Origin of the sequence: Breznakiella homolactica, from assembly GCF_016616095.2 — a bacterium.
Lineage (GTDB): Bacteria > Spirochaetota > Spirochaetia > Treponematales > Breznakiellaceae > Breznakiella > Breznakiella homolactica.
In genome coordinates this window covers 1,804,073-1,820,079 of record NZ_CP067089.2, presented here as the reverse complement: position 1 = coordinate 1,820,079, position 16,007 = coordinate 1,804,073, and the positions used below count along the sequence as shown (strand labels likewise).

General features: G+C 56.7%; 12 protein-coding genes and 1 tRNA gene. 8 read left to right on the top strand and 5 right to left on the bottom strand.

Features of this window, described 5'->3' with window-relative positions:
• Positions 1 to 71: 71 nt before the first annotated feature.
• Positions 72 to 4,064, bottom strand: a complete 3,993-nt coding sequence (locus JFL75_RS08380; protein WP_215626232.1) for a FlgD immunoglobulin-like domain containing protein — start codon at positions 4,062 to 4,064, stop codon at positions 72 to 74.
• 239 nt (positions 4,065 to 4,303) lie between these two features.
• On the opposite strand from JFL75_RS08380, the gene JFL75_RS08375 reads away from it, so the two are divergent.
• From JFL75_RS08375 to JFL75_RS08340, 8 genes are all read left to right on the top strand, one after another.
• On the top strand, positions 4,304 to 5,410 hold the full coding sequence (locus tag JFL75_RS08375) for a BMP family lipoprotein (RefSeq protein WP_215626231.1): 1,107 nt from the start codon (positions 4,304 to 4,306) through the stop codon (positions 5,408 to 5,410).
• 120 nt (positions 5,411 to 5,530) lie between these two features.
• Entirely contained in the window at positions 5,531 to 7,114 is a 1,584-nt protein-coding gene (locus JFL75_RS08370) for an ABC transporter ATP-binding protein (RefSeq protein ID WP_215626230.1), read from the top strand.
• Positions 7,107 to 8,234, top strand: coding sequence for an ABC transporter permease (locus tag JFL75_RS08365; protein ID WP_215626229.1), 1,128 nt, complete (start codon positions 7,107 to 7,109; stop codon positions 8,232 to 8,234). The genes JFL75_RS08370 and JFL75_RS08365 overlap by 8 nt, the downstream gene beginning before the upstream one ends.
• Positions 8,231 to 9,145 (top strand): ABC transporter permease, encoded by a 915-nt coding sequence (locus JFL75_RS08360; RefSeq protein WP_215626228.1) that lies wholly within the window; start codon positions 8,231 to 8,233, stop codon positions 9,143 to 9,145. Before JFL75_RS08365 ends, JFL75_RS08360 begins: the two co-directional genes overlap by 4 nt.
• Positions 9,146 to 9,219: 74 nt before the next feature.
• The gene (gene deoD, locus JFL75_RS08355) at positions 9,220 to 9,960 is read left to right on the top strand and encodes a purine-nucleoside phosphorylase (RefSeq protein ID WP_215626227.1); all 741 of its coding nucleotides are present in this window, start codon (positions 9,220 to 9,222) and stop codon (positions 9,958 to 9,960) included.
• On the top strand, positions 9,957 to 10,685 hold the full coding sequence (locus tag JFL75_RS08350) for a nitroreductase family protein (RefSeq protein ID WP_215626226.1): 729 nt from the start codon (positions 9,957 to 9,959) through the stop codon (positions 10,683 to 10,685). Before deoD ends, JFL75_RS08350 begins: the two co-directional genes overlap by 4 nt.
• Positions 10,686 to 10,871: 186 nt before the next feature.
• Entirely contained in the window at positions 10,872 to 11,855 is a 984-nt protein-coding gene (locus JFL75_RS08345; RefSeq protein WP_215626225.1) for an aldo/keto reductase, read from the top strand.
• Between the two features lie 110 nt (positions 11,856 to 11,965).
• Positions 11,966 to 12,037: transfer RNA gene (locus tag JFL75_RS08340), tRNA-Cys, on the top strand.
• A 90-nt stretch (positions 12,038 to 12,127) separates the two neighbouring features.
• Here the strand turns inward: JFL75_RS08340 and nagA are convergent.
• From nagA to JFL75_RS08320, 4 genes are all read right to left on the bottom strand, one after another.
• A complete protein-coding gene (gene nagA / locus JFL75_RS08335) occupies positions 12,128 to 13,309 on the bottom strand; it encodes an N-acetylglucosamine-6-phosphate deacetylase (protein ID WP_215626224.1) in 1,182 nt (393 codons plus the stop codon).
• Positions 13,310 to 13,380: 71 nt separating this feature from the next.
• Positions 13,381 to 14,526 carry a M20/M25/M40 family metallo-hydrolase gene (locus JFL75_RS08330; protein ID WP_215626223.1) on the bottom strand — a complete coding sequence of 382 codons (1,146 nt, stop codon included), beginning with the start codon at positions 14,524 to 14,526 and terminating at the stop codon, positions 13,381 to 13,383.
• Between the two features lies 1 nt (position 14,527).
• Complete coding sequence (locus JFL75_RS08325; RefSeq protein WP_215626222.1) at positions 14,528 to 15,310, bottom strand: TPM domain-containing protein; 783 nt, start codon at positions 15,308 to 15,310, stop codon at positions 14,528 to 14,530.
• Entirely contained in the window at positions 15,311 to 16,003 is a 693-nt protein-coding gene (locus JFL75_RS08320; RefSeq protein ID WP_215626221.1) for a TPM domain-containing protein, read from the bottom strand.
• Between the last annotated feature and the right edge of the window lie 4 nt (positions 16,004 to 16,007).

Below are 16,007 nucleotides of genomic sequence, written 5' to 3'. Positions count from 1 at the left end.
TCCGGGTTCAAATAAAGCAGGACCGAAAAAGAGCCCCGCCGGCGGCCGGCGGGGCTCTTCGTTTCAATCTGTTATTTAATCAGGATGAATTCGACCCGGCGGTTTTTCCACCAGTTGTCGTGATCCTCGTATTTGACCACCGGCCTGGTGCCGCCCATGCCCACGTAGGTAAGCCGGTTGCGGTCCACCCCGAACCCGACCAGGCGGTCCACCACGGCCTTTGCCCGGGCTTCGCTCAGGGGCTGCAGCTCATTCCGCTCTTCCGCGGCGGTCCTGGTGACCGGGTTCGCGTGGCCTTCGACCTTGACCCGGTAATCCTTGAACTTGTTCAGGATTTCGGCGACCCGCCGGAGCACCCGCAGGTTGTTCGCCACCGTATCCTCGGCAAGGCTTTCAAAGTCCGCGGCGTTCTCCCTGAAAATAATCGAAGGCACCTGGATGCGGAGCACGTCGCCGTCCCGGATAACCAGGACATCCACCCCGATCATTCCGTCGATGCTGGTGGTATTGCCCAGGGTATCGGCGGCGGTAAACCGTACCGGATAATCCGTTGCGGCCTGGACAAGCTCACCCTTATTGCTCCTGCCGTCCCAGACAATGCGGTCCGACGGTGTTCCCCGGCCTTCGATGCTGTAAAACAGGTTGTAGGGCGCCACGGGCTCCCGGATTTCAAAGCTCCAGCTCGCTATGGGCGAACTGTCCTCGGCTTTCAGGGAGATAAACAGATCGTCGTCAACACCGTCATTATCGGGGCTGAAGTATTCGGGTCTGGTGGTAAAGCTTAAGACCGGTCCGGAAATATCCACCGTGACCGGACCCGCGGTAAGGTCTACCTGGTCGCCCTTTTCGTAGTCCACCGTCAGCCGGGCGGTGTATTTCCCTTCCCGGATCGTACCGGCTTCGTCCCTGCCGTCCCAAATAATGGCTTCCGGCGGGGCCGAAGCCTGGCCGGCGAAGCGCCGCCGGAGGGTTCCCGTTTCATCCCGCAGTTCCAGTGACCAGCTGCCGACGCCGTCCCTGGGGGTAAGCATAACGGCAAACCGTACTTCCGCGTTCGCGGACCCTTCCTTCGGCGCTATGGCGTTTACTGAGGCTGTGAGGAAGGCCCGGGGCACCCGGGCGTCCACGGTGATGGCGTCCAGGGTTTTTCTGGTGCTGTTCCCCGCTTCGTCTTCGGCCCGGAGTTCAAACCGGTAGGTTCCGTCGGCCACGGGATTGCCCGCCCGGTCGGTTCCGTTCCAGCGGATCTCCGGAGCCTGACCCTTCCATGACCAGGCCTGGATTTCGGTTCCCCGGGCATCGGTAACGGCGGCGTACCATTCGTCGCTGCCCTGGGCCGTAACCGTTATGGGCAGGGTATCCCGCCTGCTGTCCCCGTTGGGGGAGAACAATGTATACGGAACGCTTATTTCAGCCTCCGGGGCCTGGGTATCCACCAGGAATGCCTGTGACCGGGCGGTGGGCTGGTTCCCCATGGTATAGACCACGGTGATTTCGGCGGTGTAACTGCCGTCAGGAACCTGGTTCCCGCCGCTGTCCCTGCCGTTCCAGTTTATACTGGCCGGTACGGACCCGGTTCCTTCAAAGGTCCTGACAGCGGTTCCCCGGCTGTCACGGATATCGATTCTATACGAAGCGATCCCTTCCCTGACCTGGATCTGGGGCAGAATGGTAATCGTATCCTTGACCCTGTCGTTGTTGGGGGAGAACGCCCGCAGGTCGGTGCTCACCATGACCGGCGTATCCGCCGTACTGAGGCTGAAGGCGATTACGTTGGAAGCGCCGGAATTTCCCGCTTCGTCCGTTGCGGAGAGGTGGTATTCGTAGTTCCCGTCCGGCGCGAGCCTGCCGGTGTCGTCCCGTCCGTCCCATTCCAGCCGCGGATCGGGCCTGCCGCTGAAGCGGAAGGTCTTAACAGTGCCGTTTCCCGGGCCGGCGCTCCGTATTTCCCCGGTCCAGGAAGTTTCCTCCGATCCGTCCTGTATGAAGATCATCGTATCCTGTATGCCGTCGTTGTTGGGTGAAAACGCGGTGTAGTCCGCCCGGATAGCTGCGCTGGGGGGCGTGATATCAAGGGTGAACGCCGGCGAGACCGCGGTGGACACGTAGCCGTTCCGGTAATATACCGAAAGGAAGGCCTGATATGCGCCTTCCGCCAGCATTGTCCCGCTGCTGTCCCTGCCGTTAAATTCAATTCTTCCGCGGACGGATCCGCTTCCGCTGATGGTCCGCCTGGGAGCGCCGGAACCATCCCTGATTTCAACGGACCATTCTACGACGCCGTCGGTTACGGGCACCCCGGGGGTAAAGACCATGATATCTTTTATGCCGTCACCGTTGGGAGAGAAAAACGCTTCTCCGATATGCAGGGTGACCGCGGGCCGGATGGTGTTTACGATGATATTTTCGATAACCGCGCCGGTGGAATTGAGCGCCCGGTCGGTGGCGCTGATGCGGTAGCTGTACACACCGTCGGATACGACGGCGCCGCTGTCGTCGGTTCCATCCCAGATGATGGTTTCCGGGGCTCCCCCGGCGACATCAAAGGTTTTTACCTTGGTTCCGGCGGCATCATAGATACCCGCGTCCCAGAGGTCTTCCGCGGAACCGGACTGGACGATTTCCAGGGTATCCTTGTTTCCGTCACCGTCGGGAGAGAAAATTCTGTCGGAAACGGATATTTCCTCAAGGGCCACTTCCGGCGGCGTATTATCCACCATTACTTCGTACCGCCCGGTTACGGCCCGGTTGCCGTTGTCGTCGGCGGCGCTGATCACAAAGAAATAGCGGCCGTCCGGCGCGACCCCTCCGGCTTCCAGGGATCCGTCCCACCGCAGGGTTTCAGGGATTTCCACTCCGGATTTCACATCCGTCAGCCGGCTGATAACGTTCCTGACCCCTTCGGTCTCGGGCCGGCGGTCCTTGTTCCGGTAGGTTCTTACCGCCGCGCCGGATTCATCCTGGATTTCAAAGATCCATTCCATGACGTACCGCTGGTCTGTTATGGCAATAGGGAATTCCAGCGCGTCCGCGAGGCCGTCGTTGTTCGGCGAGATCCAGACCGTTTCCGGGTAATCCAGGGTAATCACCGGCGGTTTTTTGTCCGGCACCCCGACGGTCCAGATTACGCCGCCGCCGATAGCCCAGATGTCGTTGTAAATGGGTTTTCCGCTGAGGCTTACCGCCACTTCTCCATCGGAGGGCAGTTTGCCGGGCTCGGAACTGCCGGTATTATCCAGGGTGAATTTAAGGCGTATTCCCACGGAAGGTATGGGCGTCTCGTTGGTCCCGTCGATTATTTCCTGTACATTGAATCCCAGGGAACCGGAAATCACGACGAGATCCGCGATGGTTGCGGAAATCCCCGCTTTTCCGTTCATGTTGGTAAACCCCGGAAAACCGACATCCACGGCCGCGCCGAGCTTAAAGGGGGAGGGTTTCCCGTCCTTTCCCGCAATTGTTACCAGATCCGCGGAAACCCCCGCCGCGGGGGTGAGCCACTCCATGGGCCAGCTTTTTCCCAGGTTCTTCATGGTCACGGCCCAGGTAAAATTATCCGTAAAACCGAGTTTCCCCATGTTGTACCGGAATCCGAGATCCCCGGACAGGGTCCAGTCCGTCCCGAACCCAAAGTTGAGTCCCGCGCCGACGCTCATTCCGGGGTACAGTTCCTTTGCCGCGCTGAGGTTGCCCCCGAAGGTGGTTCCCACCGGAAACGTGTCGAAGGGGCTGTGGAGAAAGCGCAGGGACGCGCCGAATACGGCGTATTTCGTTGGGAGCAGTCCCCCGACCGCCGCCGCGTGGCCGAGACCGCTCTCGTCGCCCATTCCCGAGAGCGCGTTGTAGCCCGCGTCAAAGGTAATGAGCTGGGCGTCGCCCCCGGCGGCGGGGTTTATGGCGCTGGCCGACGCCGCGCCCTGGGATGTGGTAAATCCTCCGGTCCCGGAAAAAATGGGGCTGTACAGTTCGGTCAGCGCGTCTCCGCCGATAAATTCTTCTGCCCCGGCGGAACAGACAATGGTAATCATTAAAAAAAACGGAACAATCTTCCGCGGACTGAACATTTTTGCCTCCATATTATTTCATATAATCAGCATAGAATATTTTCACCGAATAAAACTGCAATTATGCAAATTTCATCATTTCTATGACAATATATATACCAAGTGTCGTAAAATACCAACAAAATACTGTTGCATGCATTCTTGACCTAGCTCACAAACAGAATTATTCTTAAGGACGTATATTATGCAGTTAATGGCGTCCAAGTACGGCATTACATTAGCTCAGGAGGAAAATGATAATGAAAAAAGCTTTGATTTGTGTTCTGCTGACCGCTGTGCTGGTGGTTTCTTCGGTATTCGGCGGCGGCGGCCAGCAGTCCGGATCCGGCGGAGATCAGGTAACGGTCCGTCTTCTTACCGATGCCACCGGCATTGACGACAAATCCTTCAACGCAGCCGCCTGGCGGGGAATCCTGGAATTCTACGGCGATACCTGGAACAACACCAAGCTCCGCGGTTCGGCTTACGATGTGGTTACCGCCCAGACCCAGGATATGTACATCCCCAACCTGATGCAGGCCACGGATGAACATTACGATCTTATTATCACCACGGGATTTACCTTCGCGGACGCCCTTTCGGATGTCGCCCAGCGGAACCCCAACCAGAATTACATGATCATCGACGTTGACTGGGTGAATTTCCCCAACGTCATGCAGGTTATGTTTGCCGAGCACGAAGGTTCCTACCTGGTAGGCGTTGCCGCGGCCCTTAAGGCCAAAGCCGACGGGATCACCAATCCCCGGTTCGGCTTCATCGGCGGTATCGCCGGCCAGACCATCACCAAATTCGAAGTCGGCTATGTGCAGGGCGTACTTTCGGTGCTTCCCAATGCCCAAATCGTGGACTATTACGTAAACGACTGGGGGAATCCCGCGGACGCCAAAGCCCAGGCTAAAAACTGGTACGACTCCGGCGTATACGCCATCTACTCCGCCGCCGGCGGAAGCGGAAACGGCACCATTGCCCAGGCAAAGGAATATCGGACCCAGGGCCGCAACGTTTGGGCCATCGGGGTTGACTCGGACCAGTTTGAAGAAGGGCTCTACAATGCCACCGATTCCGCGGTTCTGACCTCCATGCTCAAGCGTGTTGAAACCGGTACCATCTACGGTCTCAACGCCTGTAAAAACGGCACCTTTAAAGGTGAGCTCATTACTCTGGACCTCGCCGCCGACGGTGTGGGGTATTCAACCGCCAATAAGGCGCTGAGCAAGGCCATCGTCGACGAAGTCGAAAAGGTCAAACAGCAGATTATTTCCGGCCAGATCAAAATTGCCGCCACCCACGCGGATGCGAAACGGCTTCCGGGCTTCCCGCAGAATCTCAAGGCCATGGATAACTAATCATCAGATTTCTTTTTCTTCAGCCGGTCCTCTGGGACCGGCTGTTTAGCATTGCACAATGCTGATCCCTATACCATAAATCACAGTGATGTTTATGTGATGTCCCGTGAGGAGGTGCTCATGGCCGAACCTGCCATAGAAATGATTAATATTACAAAAATATTTCCCGGGGTCATTGCCAATGATAATGTGAAGCTCGAAGTAGACCAGGGGGAAGTTCACGCCCTTCTGGGGGAAAACGGCGCGGGCAAATCAACCCTCATGTCGATTCTGTTCGGGTTATACGAGCCCGATTCGGGGATAATCAAAATCCGGGGACAGGAAGTTTCCATCCGGAGCCCCAATGATGCCACCTCCCTGGGTATTGGCATGGTGCATCAGCACTTCAAACTGGTCAGTAATTTTACGGTTACCGAAAACATTGTCCTTGGGCTGGAACCAAAAAACAAACTGGGTAACCTTGACCTTAAATCAGCGGAAAAACGGGTGGCCGAGCTTTCGGCCCAATACGGCCTTGCGGTTGAGCCCCGGGATAAGATTGAGAATATCACCGTGGGCATGCAGCAGCGGGTGGAAATCCTTAAAATCCTCTACCGCAACGCGGATATACTCATTTTTGACGAACCCACCGCGGTTCTCACTCCCCAGGAAATTGATGAGCTCCTGGAAATCTTCGAACGGCTCAAGTCCGAAGGAAAAACCATTATTTTCATCACCCATAAACTAAAGGAAATAAAAGCCGCCGCCAACCGCTGTACGGTTCTCCGGCGGGGAAAATATATCGGAACGGTAGATGTCGCTGCCGCTGACGAAGATCAGCTTGCCGAGATGATGGTCGGCCGGTCGGTCAGCTTCAGAATCGATAAGAAACCGGCGCAGCCGGGAAAAATAGTGCTCGAGATCGAAGATCTTACGGTCATCGGATCAAAGGGCGTTCCGGCGGTCCAGAATCTTTCCCTGGAAGTCCGGGCCGGCGAAGTGGTGGGGGTGGCCGGGGTGGACGGCAACGGCCAGTCGGAACTGGTCTCCGCAATCGCCGGGCTGCTCCCGGTAAAATCCGGGCGTATCCTGCTCAACGGGACGGATATTTCCAAGGAAAGCATCCGCCGCCGCAACGAGAGCGGTATCGGCCTCGTGCCCGAGGACCGGCATAAATACGGCCTGATCCTCGATTTCAGGCTGGATGAAAACCTCGTCCTCAAGAGCTTCCGGCGGGAGCCGTATTCGAATAAATTGGGCTTCCTGTCATTTCCCGCCATCGCCGCGCACGCGGAGGATCTGATTTCCCAGTTCGACATCCGGGCCGGCAGCGGACCGGCGACTTCCGCGAAGTCCATGTCCGGGGGGAACCAGCAGAAGGCGATCATTGCCCGGGAAATCGACCTTTCACCGGATCTGCTTATCGTTTCGCAGCCCACCCGGGGGCTCGACGTAGGCGCTATTGAATATATTCACCGGCGCATAATCGAGGAACGGGACAAAGGCCGGGCGGTTCTCCTGGTTTCATTTGAACTGGATGAAATCCTCAATCTCTGCGACCGGATCGCCGCGGTATCCAAGGGATCCGTGGTCGGGGTCGTTCCCGCTGAATCCGCGGATGAACGGAAAATCGGCGCCATGATGGCCGGTGTCGGCAGTACCGACGCCGGAAACGGAAAGGCTTCCGGCAGTCCGAACCAACCCCAGGGAGGTCCCCATGTCTGACAAAAACCGCAGCTCCATCCGTGACCGGATACTGGAAGTTTTCACCAGATCCGATGCCCTGGTTTCCGTTGCCGTGGTAATCCTCGGCTTCCTGGTGGCCACCATCCTCGTTCTGGTGGTCGGCCGCAATCCCGGCGGCATGTATTCGGCGATTGTCCAGGTAATCACCGGCTGGGATCTCCGCCGGGGAGTATGGAATATCCGGTACATCGGCGAATGGCTGGTCGCTTCCATGCCGCTGATCCTCTGCGGATTTTCCATGGCCTTTGCCTCCCGGACCGGCCTCTTTAATATCGGCGCCGAAGGCCAGTATATTGTGGGGCTCACCGCAGCCCAGTTCGTGGCGGTTTACGGCCCCCAGATTCCCTACGTGCACTGGATCCTCGCCGTACTGGCCGCCCTGGCGGCGGGAGCCGTCTGGGGCGGAATCGTCGGTTACCTCAAGGCCCGGTTCAGTATGTCCGAAGTTGTGGCCACCATTATGATGAACTATATCGCGCTGTACGCGTCCCGGTATTTTACCATGCAGATCCCGGGGACCAATACGTACCGGACCCCGACCTTTCCCGATACGGCAAAACTATCGAGTCCCTTTCTGGAATCTATCACCAACGGGTCCCGGCTTAACTACGGACTCTACCTGACGATTATTGCCATTCTCTTTTTCTGGTTAGTGATGGGAAAAACCCGGCTTGGGTATTCCCTGCGGGCTACGGGGCTCAACAAGGATGCGGCGAAATACGGCGGCATCAGCGTAAATACAAGTATAACCACGGCCATGGCCATTTCCGGGGCCTTTGCGGGGCTTGCCGGCGCCATTGTTGCCCTGGGGTCCTTCAACTACGGCCGGGTTCTCGCGGGCCAGGACGGGTACGGCTTTGACGGAATCGCCGTCGCCCTGGTGGGGAACAGCACCGCCGGCGGAACCGCCCTGGCGGGACTGCTCTTCGGCATGCTTAAATCAGCCCAGCCGCTCATGCAGTCCCGGCAGATTCCCAAGGAAATCGCCTCGATTATCATGGGCCTCGTGGTGGTCTTTATTTCACTGCGGGCGGGAATCCGGATTGTTGTTGAGTGGCAGATGAAAGAAAAAGCGAAAAAAGGAGGAAACGCGGAATGAGTGATGTATTCCAGACCATAACAGGTATGCTTCCTTCAATCCTGATGATATGGGCGCCCATACTGATAGCCGCCACCGGCGGCATGTTCTGTGAACGTTCCGGGGTTACCAACATTGCCCTGGAAGGACTCATGGGGATCGGCGCCATGGCGGCGGCCACCGCCCATACACTGCTGGAGGTTAAAACCGGCATGTCGATTCCCCTGGCGCTTCTGGTCGCCACGGGTTCGGGCTGTCTGTTCTCGCTGATCCACGCGTTCGCCTCGATCACCCTCAGAGCGGACCAGGTCGTATCCGGAACCGGTATCAACCTGCTTTCCACGGGGGTCACGGTGTTCCTCTGCCAGATTATTTTCCGGCAGGAACGGACCGAGCCCTTCAAGCTGGGGATGATGCCCGGGATCGGCGGCATCTATCCTACCGCGTGGATAGCCCTGATTATCCTTGTGGTCGTATGGTACGTTCTGTATAAACGGCCCTGGGGGCTGCGGCTCAGGGCCTGCGGGGAGCATCCCCAGGCTGTGGCGTCGGCGGGTATCGATGTCATGAAAGTCCGGTATATCGCGGTCCTCGTTTCCGGTGCCCTGGCGGGCCTCGCCGGGGGCTGTCTGGTGCTTACCCAGACCATCCAGTACACGACCACCACCATAAACGGCCGCGGCTTTATTGCCCTGGCGGCGGTATCCTTCGGCCGCTGGCTGCCCCTGGGAATTCTGGGAGCGTCCCTGCTCTTCGGGGCGTCTTCGGCCCTGGCGGTGTATATTGTCAATATCGAGTCCCTTAAATTCCTCCCCCCGGAGTTTTTCAATCTCCTGCCGTACCTGATCACCCTCCTGACCCTGGTGATTTTCAGCGGCAAGGACTACGCGCCCCGGTCCGTGGGTGTTCCCTTTGATAAGGGAAAAAGTTAATATCTTTGTGACAGGCGCTCCGGAGAGATTCTCCGGAGCCGCTGCTGAGCAAATCAAAACATCAGGAGATTCAGATGGTTAAAAGTATTTTCGGTCCCAAAGAAGGGACACCCCATAACAACGCCTGTCCCGGGGATATCGCAAAAACCGTGCTTATGCCCGGAGACCCCCTGCGGGCGAAATTCGTAGCGGATAATTACCTTGAAAACGTCAAGGAGAACAGCAGCGTCCGGAATATGCTGGTTTTTACCGGCACCTATAAAGGCCGCCCGGTTTCGGTAATGGGTTCCGGTATGGGATGCCCCAGTATGGGGATTTATTCCTATGAACTGTTCTGCCATTACGGTGTGGAAAATATTATCCGCATCGGAACCTGCGGGGGCCTCACCGCGGATGTGGAAGTCGGGGACGTTTTGTTTGCCCAGGCTTCATCCACGGATTCAAACTACGCCTACCAGTACGGCCTCTCCGGGACTTACGCCGCCTGCGCCGATTACGGGCTGCTGGAAAAAGCCGTTTCCCTGGCCCGGAGCATGAACGTACGCCACTGGGTGGGGAATGTTTTCTCCTCGGATATTTTCTCCCTCTACAACGCGGAAGGGGAAGAGGGCTGGAAAAAGTGGGCCCGAATGGGATGCGCCGGAACGGATATGGAATCCTACGCCCTGTACTGCAACGCGGCGTATCTTAAGAAGAAGGCCCTGACCATGCTGACCTGTTCCGATTCCAATGTCACCCGGAAGGAAATGACCCCCGAGGAACGGCAGACCTCCCTGGTGAACATGTTTAAAATCGCCCTGGAATTCGCCGAATGATGGAGCTGCTTTCCCCGGACACGGAAGAATTCGATCAGAGCCTGCGGAAACTCCCGGAAGGTACCCGGGAGTTCTTTTCCGCTATGCTTACCCGGTACGCCTGTAAATTTTTTGACATCGCAAAGAAAATACCCCCGGACCATGAGGAACTCATCCTGGAGGCGGGGAGGCTTTCTCCTTCGTCCTTCGGGCTGGAGCCCTGGCTATTCGTGTCGGCCCGGGAAAAGTCTGTCCTGGACCGGCTGTTTGACGCCTGTTTCTCCCAGGAAAACGTCCGGACCGCTTCCTTTGTTTCTGTTATCCTGGTACGGACCGCGAAACATTACCACCCGGAATCGGAATTCGTCCGCCGCCGTTCGGGACGGTTCCCCGGCGGGTATCCGGTATTCGTGGATGACTACCGGGGATACTGGGAATTCATTTCTTCGAACAACCGGACAAACGAATGGGCCCGCGCCCAGGGGTACATCGCGGCAGCCAATATGATGAACGCCGCCGCTTCCCTGGGAATCGACAGCTGTGCCCTGGAAGGCTTCGATGAACGGAAAGTCCTGGATATCCTTAAGGCCGATCCCGCGGACTGGCTTATTTCCCTGGTGATTCCCTTCGGATACCGCGGGGAAAAACCCACGGACAAAATAAGGGAGCCCCTGGCTGATGTGATCGCGGAGGCCGGCCCCAACGGACTGACCGGTTCCGGGGATATATTCCCCCCCATGGGCTGAGTTTCTCCGCAGCGCCGGTTCTTCCAAACCCCATTTCCCGGCGGCCGCCCATGCACAGCGGCGCGGGCAGGCCTGCGGGGATTTTAATTATGAGAATTTTCCCCTCTTTTTCATTTTGATATATAAGATTGAAAAGAGGTGATATAAAAATAGTTTTATTACAGAAAAAATAAAGGGGAAATTACGATGCTGAATAAAAGAATCCTCGGGAAAAGCGGCGCGTCGGTTTCGGAAATCGGGCTCGGCACGTGGCAGCTTGGCACAAAGTGGGGTGAGACCTTTAACCCGGCGGAGGCGGAGAAAATACTAAAAACCGCCTCTGAAAACGGCATAAACTTTATTGATACCGCCGATATCTACAATGCCGGGGAAAGTGAAAAATCCATCGGCAGATTCATGAAGGATACGGGCGCGGATTTTTTTGTGGTGACAAAATGCGGCAGGGGACTCAATCCCCACACCGCGGAAATGTATACCCCCGAGGCGGTAGAACGGTTTGCCGACGAAAGCCTTAAACGTCTGCAGGCCGAAAAACTGGACATGCTCCTGCTTCATTGCCCGCCCAGTTCCGTTTACCGGAAAGATGAGATTTTTACCAGGCTTGATGCTATGCAGCGGTCGGGCAAACTTTTTTCTTACGGCGTCAGTGTGGAAAAAGTCAGCGAAGCGATGGATGCCATGCAGTATCCTATCTCGGCTGTCGAAATTATTTTCAATATGTTCCGCTTAAAGCCGGCGGAGGAACTTTTTTCAAAAACCAAGGCCGGAAATATCGGAATTATCGCACGGGTGCCTCTTGCCAGCGGGCTTCTCACCGGCAAATACACAAAGGAAACTACCTTTGGCAAAAATGACCACAGAACGTTTAACCGCCACGGAGAGTCCTTTGACAAGGGGGAAACTTTTTCCGGTGTTGATTTTGATACGGGCCTGCAGGCAGCCGAGGAACTGAAATCACTGTTCGGCACGGATGACCTTATTCCGTACGCGCTCAAATGGATTCTGATGTTTGACGCGGTCACCTCGGTCATTCCCGGCGCAAGCAATAACCGCCAGGTGCTGTCCAACGCGGCGGCGGCCTCAATTCCGGAGTTAACCGCGGCCCAAATGGACGGGGTAAAGAACATATACGACAAGTATATCCGCAGCCAGGTACATCAGAACTGGTAATATAGAGACAGCCGAACCTAAAGACGGTCATATCCGGGAGAACTGTATTTGATATTGTCCGGCCCCCTGGCTGGACAAAAGAGGCGTAATTTAGTAGAGTCTATACATACGGCGCCGTACCCAAGCGGTAAGGGAGAGGTCTGCAAAACCTTTATGCGACAGTTCGATTCTGTCCGGCGCCTGATACTTTCTTTTTCCTGGCAATTTCTGACTTTTTCCGTTACAGATTATTACATGCGGCAGCCAATGGCACAGGAAAACCTGTGCCGTCTTTATTTTCCTCCGGATTTGATGCCGCGGCACCAGACAGAACAAACATTGAGTTTCTCATCGAGCAGGACCAGATCCGCGTCGTACCCTTCCGCAAGCCGCCCCTTCCGGTTATCGATACCCGCCGCCTTCGCCGGCACATACGAGACGGCTCTCAGCGCCAGGTGCGGGGTGAGGCCGGCTTTTTCCGCAAGGACCCGGACCATGGTATCCAGGGCAACCACCGAAGATGCCAGGCTTGAGCGGTCCTTGAGCATGCCCACGCCGTTTTCAATAACCGCTTCCTGACCGCAGATAAAAACACGTTCCGAACCGCTGTATCCCGCGGCCCTGCTCGCGTCGGAGCAGGCCATAAACCGGTCAGGACCTTTGCAGCGGTAGGCAATCTGCAGGAGCTCACCGGGCACATGGTGTCCGTCGGCAATGAGTTCCGTATAAATCCTGTCGTCCGTCAAAGCGGCTTCCAGTACGCCGGGAATACGGTAAGGGCCTTCCTTGCGGACGCTGGACATGGCGTTGTAGAGGTGGGTTGCCATGGTCATTCCCCGGTCGGCTGCTCTGCGGAACATCACGGCGTCCGCGTTGGAGTGGCCCCCGGAAACGAGTATCCCCATTTGACGCAGCTCCGGTATGGCTTCCAGGACCCCGTCCAGCTCCGGGGCCAGGGTGATCCGCGAGATGATATCGCTGTTTTGCCGGATAAAATGCATTGCCTTTTCGTCAAAAGGCAGGATACATTCCGCCGCCTGGCATCCTTTGTAAACCGGATTTATATAGGGACTCTCAAAATGGACCCCCAGAATTTCCGCCCCGCCGCCGGCATCTTCCTGCCGGAGAGCACGTACCATGGCGCAGGCCTTTTCGAGTTTAGGCATGGGATCCACCGAAAGGGTCGGCATGAAGGCCGTGACCCCCCGTGACCGGTGGAATTCCTCCATTTTGCGGTAAGCCTCCGGGTCGCCGTCGTTGACGTCACCTCCGGCGCCGCCGTGGCAGTGGAGATCTATAAAACCCGGGGAAAGAATACGGTTTCTTCCGTCAATTACCGCGGTATCCGGCCCGGGGGTGATTCCGCCGGCCGGGGCGATTTTTGCAATACGGCTGCCGCTGATGAGGACATCTCCCGGGGTGATACCCTCATCACGTACCAGCTGGGCGCCCTGAATGAGAATTGTGTTTTCCATACTATTTCAGGGTATACATTTTTTACGCTCTGCGCAAACCCATATCCGGCAGCCCGGCTGCCGCCGGTCTTTTACTGCGTAAAATAGCTGGCGGTTACCGCCGCCGCGAGTTTGAATCCGGTTTTGAGGCTCTCGGTTTCGAGCCATTCTTCCCGGGTATGGATCCCGCCGCCCCGGCAAACGCCGATGGTGACCGCTGGTATGCCCAGGGAAAGCGGAATATTGCAGTCCGTGGAGCCGGCCTCCAGGGATGGGATTATTCCCGCGTATTCGGCGTAAATATCCCGGCATTTTTCTACGAGGCGGTTCTGGGATTCATGGTCCCTGATATCGCTGCAGGGCCGCTCTCCAACCAGTTCAGCCTCAATGCCAATCCCCATGTTCCGGTAGGTATCCACGGCGGAATAGAAGAAGCGCTTCATGATTTCCAGGGCCTCCCGGGAATCCGAACGGTATTCGTAGAGCATTTCCGCGTGCTGGGCAATGGTGTTGACCGAAGTTCCTCCGGAGATGGTTCCCACATTGTAGGTTGTGGTACCGATGTCCGGAACCTTAATCTGGTACAGGGTTTGGATCAGGGACGCAAGATAGGCGATAGCGTTCCGGTTGCCGAAATTCCCGAAGGAATGGCCCCCTTCGGTTTTAACCGCCACCCGGTACCGGTGGGAACCCACCGCGTCGTGATGGATATATTTGAATTGGGTCGCGTCCAGGGAAATGACTTCCCCGATCCTTCCTTTGTACTGTTCCATGAGATGGCGGCAGCCGAGGAGATTTCCCATGCCTTCTTCCGCGGAATTGGCCACAAAAAGCATACCGCCGGGAACAGCCGGGCGTTTTTCCGCCACGAAGGCCGCCAGCATCAGAAGAACCGCCAGGTTTGCCGTATCGTCTCCGACCCCGGGACTGTGGAAACGGCCGTCTTTTTCGATAAAGGGCATGGGTTCCGTATCGGGAAATACCGTATCCGTGTGGGCCATGATCACGGTAATGGAATTCTTATTCTCAATATTTACGGGAAAGACCGTATTTTTCGCCGCATCGGTATATACACCCGCGGCGCCCCGGTCTTCCAGCCATTTCCTGCAGAAATCCGCCCGCCGCTCCTCGTGGAGGGATGGGGCGGTAATACGGCAGAGTTCCCGGATAAGGCCGAGAAGTCTTTCATGGCTGTCTTCAACATAGGAAAGCAGCTCGGACGGAATCGGATACTTCATGCTACCACCTCCCCGAAGCGCCGCCGCCGCCGGAACGGCCGCCGCCGCCGGAAAAACTGCTGCCTCCCGAACTGCCGCCGCCCCGGGAACTGAAGGATGACCCCGAGGAGCCGCCGCCCCTGTAATAGGGGCCTCCGCCGTAATACCGGCGCCCTCTGCGGCGTCCTCTCCTGCTTGCGGCAATCAGGACGATCATAAACAAAAAGAAAACGTATGAAAAAAAGATGCCCGCGGTTCCGGAGCCGCTGCTCCCGCCCTCACGGACCCGCTTGGAGACTATTTCTTCGTTCCCCGTGGCTATTCCCGCCATGTTTTTGATCCCGGCGGTGATTCCGGCTCCGTACCGGCCGTCCTGAAACGCGGGGATAATGACCTCCCTGATAATGAGGCCGCTTTTTATATCCGTCAGTTCGGACTCAAGACCGTACCCGACTTCGATGCGGACTGCCCGTTCATCCATCACCACCAGGAGCAGGGCTCCGTTGTCCTTCCCGGCCTGTCCGAGTTTCCATGTTTTAAAAACCTGTTCGGCAAAACTTTCCAGGGAATCCCCTTCAAGACTGGGAACCGTAAGAACCGCCATCTGCACCGAGGTCTGTTCATCCAGCGCCATGAGGTAGCTTGTGAGCTCCTCCCGCTGGGCGGCGGTCATTACCGAGGCCAGGTCGTTTACCGGTCCCTTGAGAGGCGGTACATCCAGGGCGTACAGGCCCGGAACCGCCAGGCATAAAACTACCGCAAACGGAATGATTTTCCTCAGAGTATGCCATGGTTTCCGATTCATTTATTTCTCCAGAAGAACGAGGCCGTCGGCCAGTACATTGGTGTTTTTGTCCTTGGCGGGAAATTCCCGGATGAGTATTTCGCCGCAGGAACGGACAGCCTCAAGCAGGGACTGCTTCACGGTTCCGTTTTTTATTCCCCCCGCAAGATTTGCCGCTATGACAGACAGTTCGGGAGAATCTGTTTTTGAAAGAATCCCGGAATCGGCGATGACGTGGACTTCGTGTTCCATAAGCGAAATAAACAGCAGAATGCCGTTGTTCTCCCGGGTCGCGTATACGCCGCTTTCAACAAAATACCGGGCCGCGCGGCTGTACACCGACTCCGAACGGGCTTTGGGCGGAATTATAAGCCGGTCCAGGGCGGGGATGTTGAACAGCAGAAACACCGCCGCCATGAGGGCAAAACTTACGACCCCGAAAAAAGCCGTCACCAGCCAGGGTGAGAAATCCCATACCAGCCCGTCAATCCATCTGCTTACGGGTCCGTGAAAGGGAAGCAGAACGGCAAATGCGAGGACCGCCGCGATAACCGCGGCGAAGAGTTCGTAAAATGAATAATCGTCGCTTTCACCGACCGCCGCCAGGGCTATCTCCCCGGTGGTTTCCTGTTCCGCCCGGACAACGGCCTCTTTTATCTCATCAAGATCTTTTTCCGTGAGGTTCAGCTTGGCAAGGAGTTTTGTCTGTTTCACAAAA